Genomic DNA, 22,577 nt, shown 5'->3' with positions numbered 1-22,577 from the left:
CCGGGCGCCCTACTCCTCGTCGGCCGCAAGTCCTCGTGCGAATGTATCGATGACGAAGTCCCGGACCTCGGGGTAGTGGTCCGAGCCGATGTCGTCCTCGTGGAGCGTGAGGTACGGGACGGCGCCGACGGCCCGCGCGACGAGCTCGGGGTCTTCACCGTGGACCGCGCCAGCCTCGACGAACGGGTCGGTGAACGCGCGGATGGTCGCCACCTCCTCGGCCCGCTCGGCCTCGCGTTCTTCCGGCGTGCGGTACTCACGCAGGCGGCCCAGTTCGTCCGAGACGACCAGCTGTCGTACCAGCGGGTTCGTTTCGATCTCGTCGAACAGGAACCGCAGGAACTCGCGGACGACCGTCTCCGGGTCGTCGCCGTCGACGACGCCTTCCTCGGAGAGTCGATGGACGATTTCCTCGCCCTCCCGTTCGAGGACGGCGAGGTAGAGCGCTTCCTTCGAGCCGAAGAACTGGTAGAACGTGCTGGTCCCGATACCGACCTCGCCGGTGAGGTCGGAGATGGTCGTCTTCCCGAGGCCGTACTGTGCAAACAGTTCGCGCCCGGCCTCCAGCAGGTCCGACTGGATGCGCTCGCGTTGGTCGTCGGTGAATCCCTTCATACTCTCCACCATGAATCAGGAACGGATAGGTTCTGAGTTTTCGGAGCGGGTGGCATTGTCGTTCCCATCAGTCGGCCCGCCGGAGGAACAGCCGCAAGAGGAGCGCTATCAGGGCTACCTGTACGACGACGCCGACGGCGAGGTAACCGCCGACCGTGGCGAGCGCAGCGCCGTCCAGCACCGCGATGGTGGCCTTCGCCGCCCAGAATGGTGGGAGGACACCTGCGAGGAACTGGAGCGGTTCCGTGACGAGCGCGATGGCCGCGACGGGGGCGATGATGAGGAACCCGAGTAGTTTGCTCACGCCGACGCCCTCGACGGTGTTGGCCGCGAGGCTCGCCATCAGCAGCCCCGCGACGGCCGTGTGGAGCGACGCGACGAGGGCGATCGCAAGGTACGGGACGAGGGGGAGCGTCCCGAGGTCCACGAGGGGGACCATCACGAGCGTCGAGACGAACGCGAGGCCGAGGAACACCGCTCCACGGTAGGCGAGGTAGCCACGGCCGGTCAGCGGCGTCGCCCGGAGCGCCCGGAGAACGCCCTGTTCGCGGTCTTCGAGCATGAAGAACCCCGCTGCGAAGCCGAGCGTGCCGGCGGGAGTGAACAGGAAGGCAGCGAGCAATTCCGGCGAGTAGGCCGCGAGGTCGACGAATTCAACGGCGGCGTCGATGGGGGCGACCCCGAACCGGGCGAGCAGGCCGAGCAGGAACGGCGAGAGCCCGATGTAGAGGAGCAACGGGTCGCGGACCCAGTTGCGGAGGTCGGTCACGGCGAGCGTGGCGACGGGGCCGAGCGAGCGCCCCGAGAGCAGGCTTCCGCGCTCCACCTCGGCCGTCGGCTTTCGCTCCGTCTCGCGGACGATGTGGCGCTCGAACGCCCGTCGGGCCAGCACGTACGCGACGCCGATGCCGACGACGAGGTAGCCGACGGCGTAGGCGAGTTCCCACGCGGGCGTCGCCTCGAACGCCGCCCCGATGAGGACGAGCGAGGCCTGTGTCGGGAACAGGTAGAACAGCGGGCTCTCGACCACCGCGAAGTGGTCGAGGAGGGGGAGCGACAGCGGGACGATGTAGACGATGGCGGTGAGGAAGTAGGCGTTCAGCGAGTCGAAGCGGGCGACCGCCGAGAACCCGACGAGGACGAACAGCCCTGCGGTCAGGCCGAGGCCGAGCAGGAACCAGCCGGGCTGGAACCCGGTGCCGTGGACGAACAGCGTGATGGCGAGTGCGCCCAGCGTCGCGATGAACGAGAGCGAGAGGGTCTTCGAGACGAGGTACTCGTCGGCCGAGAGCGGCGAGGAGACGAGCGCGTGGAGGACCCCCTCGTTCTTCTCGAAGAGGACGAGCGCGCCGACGAAGTAGAACCCGAGGAAGCCGGGATCGGCGAACAGCACCATCACGAGCGTGTCCGTCCGGACCGAGGCGGGGAGGCCGCTCAGGCCGAGGCCGAACAGGACCGTGACGACGGCGTAGACGGCGTAGAAGCCGTAGCGAAACTGCAGCCGACCATCCCACCGTAGCATCGTGGTGACGGACATCTACACCAGCTCCCGGCCGGTGACGGCGATGAAGACGTCCTCCAGCGTGGCCTCGCTGGAGTGGATGCGCTCGATCCGTGTCTCCGCGAGCAGGCGGTCGAACTCGGGGTCGCTCCCGATGGTCTCAAGGTCGAACTGCGCGGTCTCCAGCGCGCTGTCGCGGCGGAACTCGACTTCGACGAGCGGCGCGCCGTGGCGCTTCTTCAGCTCGGCCGGGGCGTCGGCGACGGGAATCCCGCCGTCGACGATGAACGCCACCTCGTCACAGAGGTCGTCGGCCACGGTCATGTCGTGCGTGGTGAGGAACACCGCCGTCCCGGCATCCTGCAGGTCGCGGACGATGTCGCGGACGTTCCGGGCGTTCGTCGGGTCCAGTCCCGAGGTCGGCTCGTCGAGGAACAGGAGGTCTGGGTCGTGGAGCAGTGCGCGGACGAAGTTCAGGCGCATCCGCATCCCCTTCGAGTAGGCCTCGACGCGCTGGTCGGCGGCATCACGCAGGCCGACCATCGAGAGGAGTTCCTCCGGGTCGCGTGTCTCGCCGTCGTAGAGCGCCGCGAACAGTTCGAGGTTCTCCCGGCCGGTCAGTTTCAGGTACTGGTTCGGGGACTCCGAGGAGACGCCGACGCGCTGGTAGTACGCGCCGCCCCAATCGGCCACCTCGCGACCGAACACGCTCGCTCGGCCGTCGTAGTCCTCGAGCAGCCCGATGAGCACCTTCTGCGCGGTGCTCTTGCCGGCCCCGCTTGGCCCGAGGAAGCCGAACACCTCGCCGGGCGCGATGGTGAAATCGAGTCCCCGCAGGGTTGGTTCGTCGTTCCCCGGATACGTGAACCGCAGGTCCTCAACGACGACGGCGGGTGTCCCGTCGATACCCGCGTCGCCGTCCGTCGTCTTCGCCGTCTCCGCCGTCGCCGCCTGAGCGTCGAGCATCGTACCCACTCACGCTTAGAAATACAAAACAATATTGTTTTTGAATTTCTATAACGGTCGTGCGCCACGAATCTCTCCTTCGACGGCTCCCGCACCGCGACGCCCTGCTGGACCGGGCGTTCCTCGCCGCCCTCCAACTGCTGACCCGGCGACGACGCTACTTCCGCGACGGCGCCGACTCGCCGCCGTTCGAGGCCCACCTAGAGGCCGTGGACGCCGACTGGCCGTCTGTCCCAGCTGTCGGCACCTGCGAACGTCCCGTCGAGACGCTAGCGGGGTCGCTCCGGGCCGCCGTCTCGGTTCGCGCGTGGCATGGCCCCGACGCCCCGACGCTCGTCTGGCACCACGGCGGGGGTGAGTATCCGTACGATACCATCTTCGACGGGGTGTTTCCCGACCCGGACGCGGCTGGTGCGAACCTCGTGGTGGTCCGGGCACCGGGCCACGACACCCGGTTCGGCGTCCAGCGCGTGGGGGCGACGCTCTCGCGCTACCTCGCGACGCTGGCGGTGGCCGTCGCCGCCACCGAACACGTCCTCGAGACCGTCGACGGCCGAACCGTCGTCGCGGGCTACAGTCTGGGAGGCTTCGTCACGAACCGCCACCACGTCCACCACGACACCGCCGACGCCTACGTGCCGCTGATGGCGGGCACCGCCCACGGCGAGATCTTCCTCACTACGGTCCCCGCCGCGCCGGTCGCACGCTCGCGAGCCGGCCACCTCCGCAAGCGATTGAATTTCACCGATACGTGGCGTGAACACGACCACGCCCACGTCCACCCGGTGCTGGGTCGCCACGACCAGCTGAACCGCTACGCGACCCAGCGGGCCTCCTACTCGGGCGTCGACCCGACGGTGTGGCCGGTCGGCCACCTCCGCGGTATCGGGGCGTACGACCGCATCCGGCGGTCGCTCGACCGCCACCTGTATCCCTGAGTCAGTCATCCCGCCGGCCGTGGCGGTCGGTCCCCGGTCTCCGCATGAGTGGCTCCCCCCGGACGGTGAGTACCCGGAGCCGTCCCGAGGCGGATCGGCGGCGCAGTCTGGGTCCCACGCCAGAAGGGCATGGTGGGGAAATCGCGGCTTCTGAGGTGCGCCGTCACTACGGTCCGTCCGGCCTCTCGGCTATCCCTACCTTTATCCACTGTGTGGTCATCGACCCTGCACTCGGTTGCAGTAACGCGCTCGACAGAAACCTATTGCTCCTGACACTTACGTCCTGGCCGTCCCGACGCGTCGGTATGCGCTCGCTCCTCGGAAACGCGACGTTCTTGCGACTGTTCGCCGGCCGCCTGGTGACGAACGCGGGTGACAGTCTCGCCGCAGTGGCGACGATGTGGCTCGTCCACGAACTCGGTGGGTCGCCCGCGCTGACCGGACTCGCCGGCGCGCTCACGCTCGCACCGAACACCCTTCAGTTCCTGTTCGGCCCGCTCGCCGATCGCGCTCGCCTCGACAGACTACTCGTCGGCTCTCAGCTCACGCAACTGCTCGTCGTCCTCGCGGTACCCGTATCGTGGGCACTCGGGAGCCTCTCGGTATGGGTAGTGATGGCCGTCGGCCCGCTGACGGCACTGTTGAACCAACCGGTCTACCCGGCCCAGAGCGCCGCACTCCCACGCATCGTCGCGGACGACGAACTGACCGACGCGAACTCCGCGTTCGCGTTCGCGCTGCAGGGGTCGGACTCGGTACTGAACGCCGTCGGGGGCGTGTTGGTCGCGGCGGTGGGCGGGGTCGCCGTGTTCCTCGTTGATGCGGTGACGTTCGGCGTCGCCGCGCTCCTGTTCGCCCGGCTTGGCCTCGGACGGCCGGGTGGTGAGGGCACTCCCGATGGTGAGAGGGAAGACGAGGTCGTCGCGGCCGATGGGGGCGACACCGAGGGTGGTACCTCTTACTTCGGGGACTTGCGAGAGGGGTTCTCGTTCGTCCGCGGAACCGTACTGCTGCACATGGCATTCGTCCCGATCGTCGTCAACTTCCAGGGGGGGATGAACCTCGCGCTGATGCCCGGGTTCGCGGACACGCTCGGCGGCGCCACGGCCTACGGTACCCTGCTCTCTGTCGCGGCGGTCGGGATGCTTCTCGGGTCGCTCGTCGCCGGACCGCTCGACAGTCTGCCATACGGTCTACTGGCACCGGTCGCCCTGACGAGCAGCGGCCTCGCGTGGGTGGCGGGTGTCTACATCCCTGGGTTGCTGCCGACGGCGGTCCTGTTTGGGCTGGCGATGCTCCCGCTGGGCGTGATGAGCGTACTGACGAGCGCGCTGATTCAGTCGGCTGTCGAGACGTCGATGCTCGGACGGGTGTCGGCGCTGCTGGCGTCCTCTTCGTCGCTCGCGGCACCGCTCGGTGCGTTCGTCGGCGGTGCCGTCGCCGACGGCGTCGGCGTCGTCCCTATCTTCGCCGCGAGCGCCCTCGCGTTCTTTCTCGCAGCCATCCACCACCTCGTCGTGCCGTCGCTCCGGCGCCTCCCACCGGTGGCGGAGGCCCGACGGATCGAGACGAACTGACAGCCTGGTTACTGCAATCGGGTGCGCCGAGCGTTTTTATCCGCGAAGGCCCGAGCGCGAGCATGGAAGCGGACGACATGGCCGAGGGTAGCGACCCTGACTCCGACCTCGAACCCGAGGCCGCGTTCGCGCTCATCGGCCAGGAGATGCGGTTCGCCATCCTCCGGGCCCTCTGGGACGCCGGGGACAAGGGACTCACGTTCTCCGAGCTCCGCGAGGCGGTCGGGAACCCCGACGCGGGCAACTTCAACTACCACCTCCGGCGACTGCTCGGCCCGTTCGTCGTCAAACACGAGACTGACGGCAGCCCGACTTACGAACTCACTGTCGCCGCCGGCTACGTGATGGGTTCGATCGAGTCCGGTGGCTACCACCGGACCGAGCGCGTCGGCCCAGTCGGTATCGACGGGACCTGCCCGGACTGTGGCGGCGGAATAGAGGCTGTCTACGAGGACGACCTCGCTTGTGTCCGGTGTCTCGAGTGCGACGTCCGTATGTTCGACTTTCCACTACCGGCCGGCGCCGTCGCTGCCTACGATCCTCCCGACCTCCCGGATCTCCTCGACCGATGGGTCCGGACGACTGTCCGCCGAGTCCGGGCCAACATCTGTCCGGTCTGTTCCGGCCGACTCAGTGGTCACCTCACCGACGAGGACTCCGACCACCCAGCGAAGGACATCACCGCGCGCTACACCTGCCAGCAGTGTGCCCGGACGGTCAACGGGACGGTGTCGGCGTGGCTGGTCGAACACCCTGCTGTCGTCCAGTTCTGGATGAACCACGCAGTGGACCCGCTTGAGCACCCGCTCTGGTCGGAGATGTGGCGCACCAGCACCGACGTGCGGCGCCTCGAGACGGACCCACTCCGCGTCGGCGTCCAGTTCACCCTCGACGGCGAGACGCTCGAACTCGTCGTCGACGAGACCGTCCAGGTGGCCGAGGTCCGCCGTCCATGATACGGTATCGAACCTGACGGTAGTCTCACCCGGGTGGTGTGGTCGCTCAGCTAGCCCCGTCGCTGACGAGCGCCCCGAGCGCCCGGCGCTCGGCCCGCCGGAGCAGGTCGCTTATCGTTGAAGGGGCGACGCCGAGTTCCTCGGCGAGTTCGGCCGTCGAGCACCGCCGCGGTGAATCGTAGTACCCCCGTTCGTACGCCTCGGTGAGCACCTCTCGCTGGCGTTCGGTGAGCAGCGCATCGCCAGCCGGTCCCTCTGAGATCGCGGTCACCTCAACGGTGGCGTTCTCGGCTTCGAGTTCGGCGACCAGCTTAGAGACTCCCTCGCGAGACGCGTGAGACTCGATGTCCGCCCACCCGTCGCGAACCTCGACGGGGTACAGCGGTGGGACGCCGCTGCGCTCAGCCGCCCGGTAGAGTGTCGACCGGGTTCGGTACGAGAAGAGAAGTCGGCCGTCGCTCTGGGCGACGGGGTCGAACGTCGTCACGGTCGGATCAGATCGAGCAAGCTCAAGGACTTCGGCAGGGGGTGCGTCGACCACTTCCACGAGCGTCACGACGCTGTCGTCGATACCCATCGCCGACAGGGCCGTCACTACTGCCGAGGGGTACTCTCGCGAGAGACGCCCGATCCAGAGTGACTCCGGGAACCGGACCCGGAACCGAGCGTATACCATACCCTCCGCAAGGCGAGCGCTGGGTTGTGCGTTCCGCTTCAGCGACCGAGTTCGGCGACGAACTCGATGAACCGGTCACCGTCGTACAGCGGGGGCCCGTGGCCGAAAAGGACCGTCTCGGGCTCGAGGTCGGCTACTCGTCGCGCCGACTCGCGGTTCCGCTTCCGGTCGCTCGTGAACAGCCCCGGTGGCTCGTGGAGGCCGGGGCGTGTCGTCAGCAGGTCCATGTTTACCAGGACGTCGCCCAGGACGAGCGTCCCGTCCGCCCCACGCCAGAACGATACGTGTCCCTCGCTGTGGCCGGGTGTCTCGATCACCTCGAAGCCGGCCACCTCGTCGCCGCCGCACAGCCCACGGTCGACGGGGTGACCAGCCCCGACCCACAACCGTTGCTGGAGCCACCCGACCGCACTCCGCGGCATCGAGTCGTACACCGCGCCGGACTCGGCCGTCTCCACCTCCGGTTCCGGCACCCAGTACGGGAGGTCGAGCGCCTCGCAGACGGCCGCGGACGCGCCCTGATGGTCCGGGTGGACGTGAGTGAGCGCGTGGGTGCGTACTTCGTGGCCCTCCAGCGCCCGCAACAGCGTCCCTGCTGCCCACTTCGTCCGTGCGTCGACGAGGACGTCCTCGACGAGGTAGGCGTTTATTCCGTCGCGGATGCCGCCGAGCGAGTGGACGCCTTCTGCGACCCGCTTCATGCCCAACTCGTCCCCGTCGTCCACGGCCGCCCGCCACCGGGGGCCTCCTGTGTGTCCGTCTCGTGCATACTCCCTCCACGGTGTGTCCCCACCTCAGTTCTCTCTCCCACGGGTTCGGGTGTTTAAGTCGAACGTCGCTCCACTCTCAGAGGAACGACGAGAGGAGTGCGACGACGACGCCCAGGCCGAGCAGGTAGCCGAGGACGGCGAGGACGTTCCTCGTTAGGGTGTTGGTGAATCTGGCGACGGCGTCATCGTCGTTCAGGATGACGAGCAGCAGCGCCCCGAAGACGGGCGTCCCGACGACGAGCGACACCTGCGCGAGGACGAGCGTATCGACCGGGTTCTGGTCTAGCAACTGCGCGCCGATAGAGAGCGCCCACGCTCCGGTGACCGCCGCCGTCGCGATGGCCTTCGTGGGACGACCGTCCATCCGCCACTCGTATCCGAGGCCGTCGGCGACGGTCACGGCGCCGGTGAGTGAGGTGCCGACGACGGAGGACACGACAGCTGACGGGCTGCGTTGAGTCTATCACGGGTAGGACTTCTCAGCTGTCAATCTGTTCCACGGTGACCGATAGAGAGGCTGAGTGCAGCAGCACCGGACCCCTGCCGATATTACGATGATACACTCTGGACCGGAGGGAGAGGAGTCCCCCAACGAAAGCAGCGGGGAGACTTATGCCGATGTATCAACGAGTGGGAGTATGGACCGGCGAACCTTCCTCGCGGGAACCCTCGCCGCTGCTTCCTTCAGCGCCGGGTGTGCCTCCTCACTCGACCTGGGCTCTTCCACGAGGACTCGCTCAACACCCTCGGACACGCCGCCACTTTCGGCCACCAACGACGCCTTCGCAGGAGAGTTCACCGAAGGTGGCGCCTGGCCGATGTACTGCATGGCACCGGGACGTGAAAGCCACAACCCGGATACCTCGTTCCCGACCGGGGAGGTCGGGGCTGCCTGGCTTCGAACCCCTGTCCCCGACCAGCGGACGTTCCAGACGACGCACCCCATCACCGATGACCGGCGTGTCTACGTGGGGTCCGGGCTGGGGACCGACGAGCGGGATGGCTCCCGCAACGGCTTCGTCGCTACGTTCGACGGTGCGACCGGAGAGCGTACGTGGTGGACTCAGGTCACGACTGGGCGAGTCCGTGACCTATCGTACGACGATGGCCGAGTTCTGGCAATCAGTTCGGAGCGAGACCCCGATCGAGGGCTCCTTACAGCCCTCGACGTGACCGATGGAACAGTCGAGTGGCAAACCGAACTGCCCTCCGCATCGCTCCGGGGCATGCTGGTCACGAACGGTGCAGCCTATATTTCCGCCTACGGCAGCGGGCTGTCAGCTGTTGCACTCGATGGGACGTACCAGTGGGACCGTGCCGTCGCAAGCGGTGACGAGGATGCAGCGACGGCTCCCTGTGCGGTTGAAGACTCGATTTACGTCGGTACTGATAGAGGTCGGCTCGTTGCGTTTGAGGCCGAGACCGGCCAGCGGCGATGGCAGCAGAGCGTCGCCCGCGACGGACACCGGCCTCGGTTCCAGACGACGCCAACTGTTGCCGACGGGACTATCTACGCGTCGGCGACGAACTACACTCTCTACGCAGTCGATGCGGCGGACGGGGCGGTTCGCTGGCAGACACGATTGCTGTCGAAGTCGTACGGCAACGCGATTCCGTCGGTCACAGTCGTTGATGACCGCCTGTACGTGAATACAATTCACGGCGGAGTACTGGCACTCCGTCGATCCGATGGTCGCGAACAGTGGCGATCAGGCAAGTATGGTGGGCAGGGGCCACCGGCTGCCGCAGGTGAGTACGTCGTTATCCCGACGACCGGAGGGAACGTCGAAGCCTACGATGCAGCGGGGGAGCGTCGATGGCAGTTCAACATGGAGGCGTTCGATGCACCAGGGATGGCGGCCTACATCATGCAGCCCAGGGTGGCACTGGCTCACGGGAGGATCTATATTGCGCTCGCTGACGGTCGGGTGTTCTCCCTTGGGGCTCGGTAGCTGCCACAGGTGCCGTTGACTCTTCTCCAGTGAACCCAGAATCATCGAGAGACCCCCCGAGTGCCACACACCTAAGAGGAGTACGTCTTGTCTGCCATGCAATCAGAACGTCGGCAAATCACATAATCACACGGTCGAACCTCGACCAGCGCGCTGAGTATCATTTCTGTATCGATCGACTCACAATCCTGCTTTTCGACGAAAGATGGCTGACCGATTCGCGCCCTGTATTCAGCACGACTTGACGGAACCCCCAATCCGCCAGCATGAGGATAGCCACGAGTGTCCCACCACAACCAACCTGCAACCGAATGGGCGGATCGTCATCGGCGGGCGCTCACGACCCGGCATACCCACGAGGATGTCCTAACTGACCGCCAGTTCGAACTCCTGCTTGAGGCCTGCTCAGTCCTTCCAGCACCGCACGATTTCGAAGCACGATTCATTTGTCTCCTCGCGGGTCGACTCGGGCTTCGCGCTGGTGAGATTGCGCACTTTCAGACGACGTGGGTGAACTGGAACCGTCGAACGATTCGCATTCCACAGCACGAACCGTGTCAGTGCGGGTACTGCCAACGACAAGCTCGACAGGAGGCGACCCACAACAGTGGGCTGTCTGTCGAGGGGGCTATCCAGTCACGGTGGCATCCGAAGACGGTGGCTTCGGCTCGGCTCATCCCGTTCGACCTCACACTGCGGTTGGAGCTGTGTCTCGAACGCTTCGCCAATCGGTACGATGCGTTTCCGCGCTCACGCTCAACAATCAACAGGCGAATACAGGCTGCAGCAACCGAGGCCGACCTACCAGGTCGTGTCTATCCACACTGCCTGCGGGCAACTGCCGCCAGTTACCATGCGTACAAGGGTGTCGCGCCGGTGCCACTCCAAGCGCTCATGGGATGGAGCGATCTGGCGACTGCCCAGAAGTATATCCGCATATCGGGGACAGCGACAGCGGATGCCCTGCGTCGAGTACACCACCGATAGCCCCCTCAATCGTCTCTCAGTACCAGTCTGCGAGAGACAGAGGGTGTGTTTAACACGTTGCTGGTCTCTATTTCGGCGGCAATAGAGGCGTCAACGGGGGGTGGGAAGGGGAGCACCTCTGACCAGCATCTCTATGAAGATGATGAAATGTAATAAATATAATGTAATTTGCAACCCTATATATCAAGACATGGCACACGCACCCTCATTTCAGCAGGACTGCTGACACCGATCATTGATCGAGGCATCAAAACAACGTGATATTGGGTTTGCGCTGACTATTGATCGCTCTCAGTTTATTGTCCCCGCTTCGCTAGAGGGGTCGAACTGCCCTTTCCTGGTCTCTTCCGTCCCCTTCCTCACCACTCTCCATGTCCCAACGCTATCTTGAGACCGCGAACAGCAACGCCCGTCCCGGGCCCCATCCGTCCGGCAGCCCCCTCGGTACCCACCAGCGGGGACTCGCCCCAGCTATCGACTCCGAGCCGTCGTCAGCCCAGAAATTGGCGCCCAAACGCACCCAACCGGTCGGTGACCCAATTTGCCCCGAGTGTGCGACCGACGAACACCTCGTCGTCGACGAGACTGAAACCTTCTGTCAGGCGTGCGGCCTCGTGGTCGCCCGAGACATCCTGGATCGGGAACTCCAGTGGGAGACAACTGCCGATGGCGAACGGCAACCCGCCCGGGGCGGGGCTCCTACGACCATCAGACGCCACGACAAGGGACTCCCGACCGAGATTGGCTCCTACCGCGACGGCTACGGAAACGAACTCTCATCGAAGACACAGCGCCAGTTCAAACGCCTTCGCAAATGGGACGACCGCGCGAAGGCGAGTACCACTCACGACCAATCGCTCCGTACCGGTCTTGGCGAAATCGCCCGTCTCGTGAGTGCGGCCGAACTCCCCGCACCGATCCACGACCGCGCTGCGAGACTCTTTCGCGACGCCTGGGAGCGCAATCTCCTCCGTGGGCGCTCCATCGAAGCCATCGGGACCGCCAGCATCTTCGCCGCCTGTCGCCTCGAACGCCTGCCACGGTTCCTCGAGGAACTCGCCGCCGTTGCCCGCGTCGGCGAATCCGATATCAAAAGCGCCTATCGACTGCTGAATCGCGAGTTCGAACTCGCAACGCCACCGCCGCTCCCGCAGGACTTCCTCCCTCGACTCGCCAACGCCGTCGACGCCCACCCCCGAGTCGAACGACGAGCCCACCAACTCGTCACCGCCCCCCCTGTCGGTGTCCTCGCCAACGGCCGACAGCCCGCCGGGGTCGCCGCCGCGTGCCTCTATCACGCTCACGATGAAAGCGAGCTCACCAACCTCCGGCTCACACAGCAGCGACTCGCCGACGCAGGCTTCTCCACTCCAACGACCATCCGGAACATCCGCCGGGAACTTCTCTCGCTCGACGAGGCCGGTGATCTCCCCGATCCAGACGGCAATCTCGACGACTACCTCGGGTAGCCCGGTCGGTCGGCGCGGCATCGCTCCGCGCAGGTTCATCGTCCTACGCAACACTTGGACCGACAATCCACTCCACTCTGTTGCGTAGGAGTAATCCACCGCCTCGTTTGTCTCCCTCGGACTCGGTGGAGGACACCCAGAATGGGCACACTCAGCCACCACCGTGCAGCGAATCGCTTCCAGACCGCACTCCGACAGCGTCTCGATGCCGCGTCCGATCCGAACCCGGCCCAGCAAGCCTACGACGACGCATTCGAGGCGCTAATCAGCATCGCCATCGACGAAGTCGAACTCGACCGGGCCGCCCGCTCCATCGCTACCGACCCTGACGCCATCGACTTCCCCGAGACGAACGCACAGTCACACTCGAACTCCACCTCCGAGTCTCAACCATGACGAGTACGTCGACAGCCCCCGACTCCGAGAGCCGACAGCTCGCAGCCAGCACCCCAGACCATCGCCTCAGTATCGTCCTGCGCGATCACTCTCACCAACGCCGGTTCCCCCACGTGCGACACCGACGCTCAGTTTTGGCCCCCTAAGGGCGGTGAGGGGACAGAGATGAGCATTATCCACACCGTGACTGCGTTGCTCGCTCGCCAACTCCTCAACCGACACGACGAGCTGCCGAGTTCGACCACCGACGCACGGTCGAACACCCAGAACCGCACCGACGCAGACCAACCACCCGAACACGCTCGAAACCGATGAGTACCAACATCGAATCCGACACCGCCGATGCACAGCCCGCGACTACTCCCGACCTCGAATCTGAAACCGAACCTGAAGCCGAATCAGAATCCGAGATCGACACCCACCCGGAACCCGAGGCCGAACCGGAATCCGACCCCAGCGTCGACACTGACACTGACACTGACGGAGACGGAGACGAAGCCGCCGAGAGCGAAACCGAGGGGGAGACGGAGGCCGAACCAGAAAGCGAAGGTGGCGACGACGAAGCAGAGGTCGTCACGAGCCCGCCCCAGCAGTTCACCGCCGCCATCAAGGGCGGAGAGATCAAGGAATTCGTCAGCACGCTTCGCGCCATCGTCGACGAAGCGAAAATTCGCGTCGGCCCAGACGGTATCCACACCCGAGCCGTCGACCCCGCCAACGTCGCGATGTACGACGTCTCTCTCGCAGCCGGCGCTTTCGAGTCCTACGACGCTACCGAGGGCGTCCTCGGTGTCAACCTCGAACGCTTCGAGGAAGTCCTCAAACTCGCCAAGAAAAACGACCTCGTCCAACTCTCGTTCAACACCACGTCGTTCAAGCTCGTCATTCACATCGACGGCGTCGAGTTCACGATGGCGCTCATCGACCCCGACAGCATCCGCAAAGAGCCCGAAATCCCCGAGATGAACCTGCCCATCTCCCTCACGCTCGAGGAAGCACAAATCTCGCGTGGCGTCAAGGCCGCCGATATGGTCTCTGACCACATCCGCTTCCGCTGTGACGAGGCCGAGACCACCGTCTACATCGAAGCCGAAGGCGACACCGACAACGTCAGTCTCGAACTCGCAGATGACGACCTCGTCGCGCTCACGGCCGCTGACGGCAACGCACTCTACAGCCTCGACTATGTCAACGACATCTCCAAACAGTTCCCCAAGGGCACGGAGATCACGCTCACCTTCGGGAGCGACTTCCCGATGATGTTCGAGTACGAGTTCAGTGACGGCGAATGCGACGTCCTCGCCATGCTCGCTCCGCGTATCCAGAGCGACTAGTCGACGCGCCCACCACGTCGTATCGCATACCCACCACCGCGCTCCGTGCACCCCCCCGATTCTCATGAACTCCCTCACCACCCTCAGCGACGGCGAAACCTACGCCGACGTTCGCTTCGGCGACGACTTCATCGTCACCATCGACCGCACCGCCCGCAAGGACGCCATCACCATCCGCGTCTTTCATCCGGACACGCCCGAGACCCCTGTCGGCGAACACCACCTCAACCTCACCCTCGACGACGATTCCTGCCTTGGGACGCCGAGCGAATCCACCCAGAACAACACCAATCCCACCGGGGCACTCGGCTGAGATGGCTCTCGACCGTTACGCAGCGCCACTCTCGCTCGTTGAATCCGAATCCGAATCCGACGACCAACGTAAATGTCCGTATTGTCGGTGGAACTCGCACACGCTGTACCGACTCGACAGCTGGCCCGCCAACCACGCCGGATGTGCTTTCTGTGTCCTCGAGTTCCTCCGCAGCGACGAGTACCTCATCTATCACCACCGCGACCACGGCGCCGCACCGACCGGCCCGCCTACATCCGAGCACGCCACCGGCTAACCACCTCACCCCACACCATGCCAGCCAAAACCGACTACTCCAGAAAGATCAAGTGGAAGACCGAACCGTACCGAGGCGAACGCTCCATCGGAGGCAACTTCGTGTACTCCGGGGAGAACCTCTTGGATAAGCATCTGTTCGTCCATCGCGTTGCCCCCGGCGGCTTCGATTGGGGCCCCAACGCCTCCGACGAGAAAGCCTGCCAACTCGCCATCGCGCTCCTCGCCCCGTACAAAGGCGTGGACTACGCCGTCGAACACCACCACCTGTTCGCCGAGAACTTCGTCCGGCGCGAACTCACCGAAGACACCTGGGAAATCAAGCGGAGCGACTTCCGCAGTCCAGACTACGTCCGTGCCATCGACGGTCGCGACTATCCAGCGAATACCGCCCCCAGTCCAGAGGCTATGCCCGCTCTCGAGGACGTCGACCTCGACACCATCACGTACGCTGAGGAGATCGCACTCGCAGAGAAATTCGACGAAGTCCTCTGGCCCAGCGGCAACCGGCGCGACAACCTCCGTCGTCTCCTCGCCATCTGGAACGGTGAGGAAGACCCGAGTACCGCCTCCGTCTCCTCGAGTACCCTGTATCGGGTTCCGGGCCTCTCCATTCCCTCGAACGCCCGCAGTACGCTCGTCCGCGAGTTCGACACGATGGGCGACTTCGCCGGCTGGATCTGCTTCGGTCGTCACCATGACCGATTAAACGGCATCAGCAAAGCGACCGCGAAGAAACTCACCGCCGCTCGCCCCGGCCTCGTCCAGTACTTCGGTGGCGAAGAGTACATCCCCGAACACGAAGGCCGGGAGATGACGCTTTCGGAAGCCACGGGCGGGGAAAGCGCCCAACAGACGTTCCGGAGCGCCCTCGCAGACGGTGATGATGCCTGACGCCACAGCTCGCTCCCGCCCTCCACAGTACCCGTAGAACACGGGTTCTACATGTTCTCTTGAGTTCTTCCTCTCCTCCCCGTCCGTCGAGCTGGGAGTCGCGACCTACAGTCTGCTCGTTCCTACGCAACAGACTACACTCGCCGGTCGGTCTAGCCGTTGCGTAGGACTCGTTTTGTCTCCCCCGGATGCGGTGGAGGGCGGACGTCCACACAGAGCGTTCCTAGCGCGTTGTGCCGACACAAACGGCCCAGTGCGGTTCCGCGTGGGTGTACCACAACTCGCCCTCCGTCCTCAGAACGGAACACCCTCCGTTCTTTCTCCCCTACAGAGGACGCACCGGTACGCCATTCGTCAGAGGCACCACTTTCCTGTTCAAGGCGATCTCCTCTCCCCTCTCCGCTGAGGCTCCTGTCCTGACCTCTCTTCGTCCGTCTCTTCTCGAACCATTGCACCGCCCCCGACCGCGCTTCCACCTCCGTTCTCCGGTCTCTCTCAACAACCGCTGTCCTACCCATTGGCGGTTGCCACTTTTCGTACGAGGAAACACTCCACTCCAATGTCCACAGAACCCACCACCACGTCCGATACCGAATCGCCCGCCTCGACCGAGGCCGAGAACAATAACGAAACCCAGCACGCGAACAGCGGGGACGCGTCCGGGGTGATTGACCGCCCAGCCGTCGCCCTAGCCGATCTCCTCACCCGAGAGACCGACATCAACTTCGCCGGCCTCACTGAGACCGACATCGGGTCGTATCCCGACGAAATCCCACCGGAAACCCGGTGTCTCGCCGATTCACCTCGCTCGTTCAAAGAGGCGATTCGCGTCCTGCCGAAGGCCAGTTCAGGTGAACTCTGGGCGACCAACGACTTCGTCGAGACGAGCGGCCGCGTCGATACCACCGCCATCCGCGATGTGTATGGACTCGATATCGACGCCCTCGAAGCCGCCACTGGTCGCTCACTCGAGGACCTCGCCGCTGGAAGTAGCGCCGACGCCGTCGTTCGCGTCCGTGACCACAAGGATATCGTCGACGACCGCCGGAAAGCATTGAACGCCCTGGGCTACGACGTCAAATTCCGCTGGCAGATCGCCAGCGACTCCTATAGCATCATCAACCCACAGGACGCGTATCTCCCCATCATCAGTGCGCTCCAGCAACGGGGCGAAACCGACGCCTTCGGATGGGTGTCCTACCGCGACTGGGGCGGCCTGCTCAAAATGGTCGTCATCTGTCCCAGCCTCCGCCACGTCGTCTCCGGTGGGGAAGCAGACCTCGAGGACGCCGTCGACGAAGACAGTATCACGAGCTTCGTCAGCGCCGCTCAGACCGACAGTGACACGAGTGATGCAGAGACCGACCCCCACTCCGACTCCGATGCCCCGGAGACAGTTGTTTACGGCGGGTTTCAAACAGGATACGACTTCCGAGGCACGCAAACACTCTGGGCGAGGCCCATCCTGTTCTTCCCCGACTCGGGGACAGTCCTCCCCGATATGGGTGAGCGCTACACGCGACGCCACTATGGGCAGGCGACGAACGCCGCCCACGAGCGCAAACAGGGCCGCGTTCCCATCAGCGAGTGGTGGCGGAACATCTACGACGACATCGACACGCGGATGATCGAAGTCGATACCGCCATCCGACGGACCCGCGCCATCGCCTACGACTTCGACGACCTTCCCTTCTCGCTCGAAGACTGCTACACGTACTGGGGGGTCGCGTTCAAATACGCCGAGCGCGCCGCCGAGCGTGCAACCTCAATCGCCAAGCCCGCACACCGCCCCACCGTCTTCAATATCCAGCTCTCGTTGCTCATCGCACTTCTCGAGGAATATGACGGCTCGATGGCCTCGAACTCCTACCAGGAGTATCTCGAAGTCGCCGGAGAACTGTTCAGGAAGCCCGCGATGATGATTCAGCTCGCGATGCAGGAACACGACCGGCGTGCCGATACGGATGCCGAACGAATCCTCCCTGAGAGTCAACAGACGCTCTCAGACGCTCTCGAGGACATCGTCGATATTCCCGGCATCAGCGTCGATACCGAAGCTGACCTCACCGACCAGCAGGCCCAGCGCGTCCAAGACCGACTCCAGCAGCGGCTTGGCGACGCCTAGCCCACTCACAGCGGGTCTGAAAGCCTCTCGAACGCACCGCAGATGGCCTCTCTCGAGTCACCGGAGGCCGCCTCCAGCCACCGACCGTTGCACGTGGCCGGAGTGTGAATTTGAGTATCGTTTGTCGCTCCCGGAAGCGTGGAGGAGCCGAACAGACTCAGCCTCGCAAACTTAACCCCATGTCCTCAACCACGACATCCGGTAGTCCCGACAGTCCAGACAGCCCCGAGGAGCAGGTCATCCTCTCGCACCTCGTGAATCGACTCCTACAGCGCGAAGGCGGAAACATCCCCGTCGAACGCGTTACCCTCCGCGTCTCTGACTACGCCGACCTCTCCGACCAGGACGCCGCCGACCTCATCGACGACGGCGCAGACGCAGGCATCTACACGCTGAATCGGTCACAGAGCGGAAGCGCCACTATCGCCGGCGTCTCACCACAGGGGCCCGAACCACAGGTCATCACCGATGCCTTTGGCGAACTCCAACACGACACCGGCGCAGACTTCCGCGTCATCAGCGTCGTCACCGACTCGATCAACGACGCCCTCCACGACGCCGGCTACGATGATTTCACCGCACTCGCGAGCGCCAGCACCAACGACATCGCCGGCCTCACCGGAACCCTCACCGAGAGCCGCGCCGAGAATCTCCTCAAAGAAGCCCAGCGACACGTCCCCATCGGGCACCGCCTCGCACAGCGAGCCGCCGCCTACTACAGCCAACGGAGCAATCCAGACACCGGCCTCGGTGAAGCCCGCGTCACCGACCTCTCGCTCGTCACCGAATCCGTCGGCGAACCGCGCTTCTTAGCCGAAGGCTGGGACCCCGACGACGAACGCGGGATGTACGTCTCCAACATCGGACGCAACGCCGGGACTCCCGTTCCCACGGGTCTCCACATCCTCGACAATCCTGACCATCCCAGCGTCCCGAAGGCCGCGACCCATCCCGATGCGAGCTACGATGCTCTCCCTATCGACGAACACGGTGAGGTCATCCCGCCCGCCGTCCCCATTGACCCCCGCCTCCAGCTCCCGCTGGACGAACTCATCGCGAAGAAACTCGCCCGCGGACTCGTCCCCGTCAGAGTTGTTGGCCCCCGGGGATCGGGGAAGAACTACCTGCTCAAGTACCTCTGTCACAAGACGAACCGTGGCTACCAGTCCATCGACGTCGATCGAGCGACCGAACCCGAGGACCTTTTCGGGCCGCTCGTTCCCGATGGCGACGTCATCGTGCCCCGCAACGGCGCCGTGAAACAAGGACTGCTGAACGGCGATACAATCGTCATCAACGAGTTCCCCGTCATGCAGGCTGGCGCGGCCATCGCCCTCCACCGGCTCCTGAACGAGGGTACGCTCCTCGTCAAATCCCACGGAGAACTCGTTGAGCCCCACCCCTCTGCGCGACTCGTCATCACGATGAACCCGCCCACCAGAGAGTACCGTGACTCCGAGCCGATGAACTCCGCCACTCGAGGCCGGTTCCGAGGCTTCGAGCAACCCTACATCCAGGATGTCGAAGAAGAGGTCGAGACGCTCGACCGCCAGGTCAACAGTACGGACGTCGTGGTGGACCGCCCGACGCTCCGGAAGATCGTCCAGTTCGCTCACCAGACGCGGCAGAACGAATCCTGGCCGACGCTGTCGACTCGGAACCTCACCATTCTCTGCGAGCACATCGAGGATGGAGCGTCACCGAAGGCCGCGACGAAAAACGAGCTCTGGGCGGTCGCAGAACCGAATCAGTATCCCGAGGATGCCTACGAAACGCTCAACGACTTCCTCTAATGGACTCTGCACGTTTGTGCGCCCCCGCGTCGACGAGGGGGTTCGTCCCATCCAACTCATGTCACTTAGCCACCGCCACCGAGATCGCAATCACCAACAGATCGTCGACGACCTCACGCCACAGGCCGCGACCAGAGCCCGCATCTCCACACAGCGCGCTGACCGACTCCGCGAGTTCATCCTCGGTCATCTCCCCGATGAGGTGACCGTCGACGTCGTCATCACATCCGGCGTCCAGACTGCCGCCGTCCTCCCGGCCGACGTCGACGCCATCGTCTCCTCAGACGCCACCGACATCGAACGCGCTCAGGCCGAACAGTTCCTCGCCGGCGTCGAGGCTGACTATCTCGTGCTCGTCACCGGGAACGAAGCCGACCTCACGCGAATCCCGCTCAACGACCAACTCACCGCCGACCACGCCCACCAGTTCGGCCTCGCCTTCCACGAACTCCTGCACATCCTCAAAACGGCGATCACCGCCATCGGTGAGCTACTCGACACCGAAATCGACTCGCAGTATCACGTGCAGGTCCACGACCTCATCAACATCATCGAAGACAGCGCAATCGAGAGCGAAGCCATCCACGGCGAGAACTTCAGCGACAACGCTGGCATCCGCCTCGAACTGACCCGCCGACTCCACTCACAGACGCCCGACGACATCCCCGACGGACAGGAGGTTCGCTACTCGTTCTGGGACGCCGTCACCTCGTGTCTCTATGACGAAGCCATCTATCCGACCGGTACCACGGCTGTCCTCCTCGACGAGGCCGACGACAGAGTCCGCTTCAAAGGCGAGGCCGACCGCGACGCGTTCGAGGCCATCCACACCGAACTGTGCGCCCTCTCGCGTGACGCACTCGCGATTCGGAGTGCCGACAGCGACGACACGACCCACACCCACGACAAGACCGCCTCCGTCCGTCGCGCCCGCCGCGTCATTCAGACCTGGACCGACCATATCCAGCCCGTCCTCGAGGCCGACACTCGAAACCGCCAGCAGGCCCGAGACAACGAGCAAGCGGGGGGAGACGGCCAAGGGCAATCTCAGGAGCACGACGGCGACGAACAGAGACAACAGCAGGATCCTGGCGGAGACGCCACAGGCCGCTCCGAGTCGGCGTCCAATCCTGACGGTGGCGGCGAGATCTCCAGTGGAAACGGACAGCCTCAGAACGCCACACCGGACGCCTCAGCCACGCCCGGTGAGAACGCCGAGCCATCTCTGCCCGAAAACTTCGATCCAAACGAGGTCACGCTCTCACGAGAGGCGACTGACGACCCCCATCAGAACATCTTCGAGCAACCGCAAGTCACGGCTGACCCCCATCCCGACGACGTCGACGCCGAGCACTCTAAGACGACCCCCGACAACGTGGATGGCACCAATAGCGCCACCGACGCTGGCGGTGCGGCTGGAGCACCCTCTCCCGGAACCAGTGACAGTGGGAGCGACGCCAGCGGTGATGGCGACCAGAGACTTGACAGTGACACCAGCGATCCCTCAAGCATCGATTCTACACCTGAGTCTCCGACTCGGGCACAGGTGATTGCTCAAGCCACCAGGCGGGCTCGAGAACGCGAGAAAGCGGGAGCCGCTAACGGAACGAAAACAGAAACAGACCCCTGTGCTGGAGACGAGTCAAGAGTGCAACCGAATCCCGCTGACTCATCTGGAGCAGATGACTCGGCGGGGAGCGACCGTTCTCGAGAACAGCGTAACCAGCTCACGCTCGGCAACTTCGAGGACGAACATCAACCTCGTACCGAGGACGACATCGAAGACTCGCCGTCGTCCAGCGAGCGTGAGAGTGCAAGTGGTGGTGAGGGTGAAAGCGAGAGTGGCTCCCCCGGCGTCGATGTCGAGGGCGGTGAGGAGACTGGAGACGCGGGTGGTACAGAGACCACAGGTTCTACGAGTTCTACGGGTAGCGTGGCCGACCAGACGCAGGATCTCCCCGCCGGGCCAGCCCACGCACAGAGTTCTTCACGGTCACAGCGCGACGAGCAGGCAGCGTACGAAGACGCCCTCGCCGGCGACGAGCGTGCAGCCCGCACCGAAGCCGACCGCGAACAAGTCGACGAACGGGCACTCGAAGACGAACTCGACGCGCTCGCTGACCACCTCGACCATCAACGCCGCCAGCAGACACCGGATACCGAACGTGAGGAGAACAGCGGACAGCGTGGAGGGGTAGGATACTCTCCGGAGAGCCTCACCGACCTCGAAATCCTGCCTGTGGCTGACGATCTTGTCCCACCCCATGCGTGGGCTGCCATCGAAGACGGCGCTGGCCGCGTTGCGGACACGCTCGAAATGTATCTCCGACTCGATCGCCGCAAGAGCACGCGACGCGGACTCTCTGCCGGAGCCTACGACACTCGCGCCGGCCACCGCCTCGCCATCGGTGACTCCCGGGTCTGCAAGAGCCGGACGATAGGCAACGAGAAACAGTATGCCCTCGTCCTCATCCTCGACCGCTCGGGGTCGATGCGAGGCGGGTCACCCGCGAAGATAGAGGTGGCAACCCAGGCTCTCACTCGGTTTGCCCTCGCCGCTGAGACTCTCGGTATTCGTGTCGCGATTATCGACTTCATCCACGGCAACGCCCGCCTCGTCAAGCCGTTCAGCATCGAGACGCGACACGTCCAGTCATCCCTTCTCGATACCTCTTGTGGTGGAGGAACGCCACTCGCCGATGCGATTGCCCTCGCGAACGACCTCGTCGAATCCCAGCAGGATGAACCGCTCATTATCAGCGTCGGTGACGATCAGACCTCAGCTGACGCCGTGAAAGACGTCATCCGCCGGGCGTACGCTCCCGTTTGTTCGCTCACCATCGCGACTGACACCGAACCCGGCACGCTCTCAGGTTCGGCCTCAGAACTCGCGGCCTACTACGAGCGCCAGGAAACAGTCTATTCGCCTGAGCGTCTCGACGACAGACTCGACCAGTTCGCCAGTCTCCTCGCCGGTCTCTGAGAGTCACTCCTAGCCAATTTGTCGCCCCCGAAACGGTAGCGGGGCGTCCCTCCGACGCCCGCACCAGTCACCGAATT

General features: G+C 64.5%; 20 protein-coding genes. 13 read left to right on the top strand and 7 right to left on the bottom strand.

Annotation, left to right across the window (positions count from 1 at the left end):
* Positions 1 to 9: 9 nt before the first annotated feature.
* The 3 genes from ACSG06_RS17060 to ACSG06_RS17050 form a co-directional block, all read right to left on the bottom strand.
* Complete coding sequence (locus ACSG06_RS17060) at positions 10 to 615, bottom strand: TetR/AcrR family transcriptional regulator (RefSeq protein ID WP_440991492.1); 606 nt, start codon at positions 613 to 615, stop codon at positions 10 to 12.
* Between the two features lie 67 nt (positions 616 to 682).
* On the bottom strand, positions 683 to 2,152 hold the full coding sequence (locus ACSG06_RS17055; RefSeq protein WP_440991491.1) for a fluoroquinolone export ABC transporter permease subunit: 1,470 nt from the start codon (positions 2,150 to 2,152) through the stop codon (positions 683 to 685).
* Positions 2,153 to 3,082 (bottom strand): ABC transporter ATP-binding protein, encoded by a 930-nt coding sequence (locus ACSG06_RS17050; protein WP_440991490.1) that lies wholly within the window; start codon positions 3,080 to 3,082, stop codon positions 2,153 to 2,155.
* 59 nt (positions 3,083 to 3,141) lie between these two features.
* Between ACSG06_RS17050 and ACSG06_RS17045 the strand changes: the two genes are divergently transcribed.
* From ACSG06_RS17045 to ACSG06_RS17035, 3 genes are all read left to right on the top strand, one after another.
* A complete protein-coding gene (locus ACSG06_RS17045) occupies positions 3,142 to 4,020 on the top strand; it encodes a hypothetical protein (protein ID WP_440991489.1) in 879 nt (292 codons plus the stop codon).
* Positions 4,021 to 4,325: 305 nt separating this feature from the next.
* Positions 4,326 to 5,597: an MFS transporter gene (locus tag ACSG06_RS17040; RefSeq protein ID WP_440991488.1), complete on the top strand. Its 1,272-nt coding sequence runs from the start codon at positions 4,326 to 4,328 to the stop codon at positions 5,595 to 5,597.
* 62 nt (positions 5,598 to 5,659) lie between these two features.
* Positions 5,660 to 6,553: a winged helix-turn-helix domain-containing protein gene (locus ACSG06_RS17035; RefSeq protein ID WP_440991487.1), complete on the top strand. Its 894-nt coding sequence runs from the start codon at positions 5,660 to 5,662 to the stop codon at positions 6,551 to 6,553.
* 46 nt (positions 6,554 to 6,599) lie between these two features.
* On the opposite strand, the gene ACSG06_RS17030 is transcribed toward ACSG06_RS17035, so the two are convergent.
* The 3 genes from ACSG06_RS17030 to ACSG06_RS17020 all read right to left on the bottom strand — a co-directional run bounded on the left by ACSG06_RS17030 (position 6,600) and on the right by ACSG06_RS17020 (position 8,435).
* Positions 6,600 to 7,229 (bottom strand): helix-turn-helix domain-containing protein, encoded by a 630-nt coding sequence (locus ACSG06_RS17030; protein ID WP_440991486.1) that lies wholly within the window; start codon positions 7,227 to 7,229, stop codon positions 6,600 to 6,602.
* Between the two features lie 38 nt (positions 7,230 to 7,267).
* Complete coding sequence (locus tag ACSG06_RS17025) at positions 7,268 to 7,930, bottom strand: MBL fold metallo-hydrolase (RefSeq protein WP_440991485.1); 663 nt, start codon at positions 7,928 to 7,930, stop codon at positions 7,268 to 7,270.
* A 145-nt stretch (positions 7,931 to 8,075) separates the two neighbouring features.
* Positions 8,076 to 8,435 (bottom strand): divalent metal cation transporter, encoded by a 360-nt coding sequence (locus ACSG06_RS17020; RefSeq protein ID WP_440991484.1) that lies wholly within the window; start codon positions 8,433 to 8,435, stop codon positions 8,076 to 8,078.
* Positions 8,436 to 8,637: 202 nt separating this feature from the next.
* Between ACSG06_RS17020 and ACSG06_RS17015 the strand changes: the two genes are divergently transcribed.
* The 9 genes from ACSG06_RS17015 (at position 8,638) to ACSG06_RS16975 (ending at position 19,517) form a co-directional block, all read left to right on the top strand.
* Positions 8,638 to 9,951 carry a PQQ-binding-like beta-propeller repeat protein gene (locus ACSG06_RS17015; protein WP_440991483.1) on the top strand — a complete coding sequence of 438 codons (1,314 nt, stop codon included), beginning with the start codon at positions 8,638 to 8,640 and terminating at the stop codon, positions 9,949 to 9,951.
* Between the two features lie 282 nt (positions 9,952 to 10,233).
* Complete coding sequence (locus tag ACSG06_RS17010) at positions 10,234 to 10,938, top strand: tyrosine-type recombinase/integrase (RefSeq protein ID WP_440991482.1); 705 nt, start codon at positions 10,234 to 10,236, stop codon at positions 10,936 to 10,938.
* A gap of 371 nt (positions 10,939 to 11,309) precedes the next feature.
* On the top strand, positions 11,310 to 12,407 hold the full coding sequence (locus ACSG06_RS17005; protein WP_440991481.1) for a transcription initiation factor IIB: 1,098 nt from the start codon (positions 11,310 to 11,312) through the stop codon (positions 12,405 to 12,407).
* A 141-nt stretch (positions 12,408 to 12,548) separates the two neighbouring features.
* Positions 12,549 to 12,803, top strand: coding sequence for a hypothetical protein (locus ACSG06_RS17000; protein ID WP_440991480.1), 255 nt, complete (start codon positions 12,549 to 12,551; stop codon positions 12,801 to 12,803).
* A 311-nt stretch (positions 12,804 to 13,114) separates the two neighbouring features.
* Positions 13,115 to 14,137 (top strand): DNA polymerase sliding clamp, encoded by a 1,023-nt coding sequence (locus ACSG06_RS16995; RefSeq protein ID WP_440991479.1) that lies wholly within the window; start codon positions 13,115 to 13,117, stop codon positions 14,135 to 14,137.
* A gap of 64 nt (positions 14,138 to 14,201) precedes the next feature.
* Positions 14,202 to 14,450: a hypothetical protein gene (locus tag ACSG06_RS16990; RefSeq protein ID WP_440991478.1), complete on the top strand. Its 249-nt coding sequence runs from the start codon at positions 14,202 to 14,204 to the stop codon at positions 14,448 to 14,450.
* A 273-nt stretch (positions 14,451 to 14,723) separates the two neighbouring features.
* A complete protein-coding gene (locus ACSG06_RS16985) occupies positions 14,724 to 15,599 on the top strand; it encodes a DUF6166 domain-containing protein (protein WP_440991477.1) in 876 nt (291 codons plus the stop codon).
* A gap of 559 nt (positions 15,600 to 16,158) precedes the next feature.
* Entirely contained in the window at positions 16,159 to 17,724 is a 1,566-nt protein-coding gene (locus tag ACSG06_RS16980; RefSeq protein ID WP_440991476.1) for a hypothetical protein, read from the top strand.
* Between the two features lie 179 nt (positions 17,725 to 17,903).
* On the top strand, positions 17,904 to 19,517 hold the full coding sequence (locus ACSG06_RS16975) for an AAA family ATPase (protein WP_440991475.1): 1,614 nt from the start codon (positions 17,904 to 17,906) through the stop codon (positions 19,515 to 19,517).
* Positions 19,518 to 19,578: 61 nt separating this feature from the next.
* Here ACSG06_RS16975 and ACSG06_RS16970 read toward each other — a convergent pair whose 3' ends face one another.
* The gene (locus ACSG06_RS16970; protein WP_440991474.1) at positions 19,579 to 19,707 is read right to left on the bottom strand and encodes a hypothetical protein; all 129 of its coding nucleotides are present in this window, start codon (positions 19,705 to 19,707) and stop codon (positions 19,579 to 19,581) included.
* Positions 19,708 to 19,719: 12 nt separating this feature from the next.
* Here ACSG06_RS16970 and ACSG06_RS16965 point away from each other — a divergent pair, with 12 nt between their 5' ends.
* Positions 19,720 to 22,500 (top strand): VWA domain-containing protein, encoded by a 2,781-nt coding sequence (locus tag ACSG06_RS16965; protein ID WP_440991473.1) that lies wholly within the window; start codon positions 19,720 to 19,722, stop codon positions 22,498 to 22,500.
* Positions 22,501 to 22,577: the final 77 nt, after the last annotated feature.

The organism is Haloarchaeobius baliensis, from assembly GCF_052060055.1.
GTDB lineage: Archaea > Halobacteriota > Halobacteria > Halobacteriales > Natrialbaceae > Haloarchaeobius > Haloarchaeobius baliensis.
Note: the sequence above shows the minus strand (reverse complement) of the source record. Positions and strands in the feature narration are given on the sequence as shown.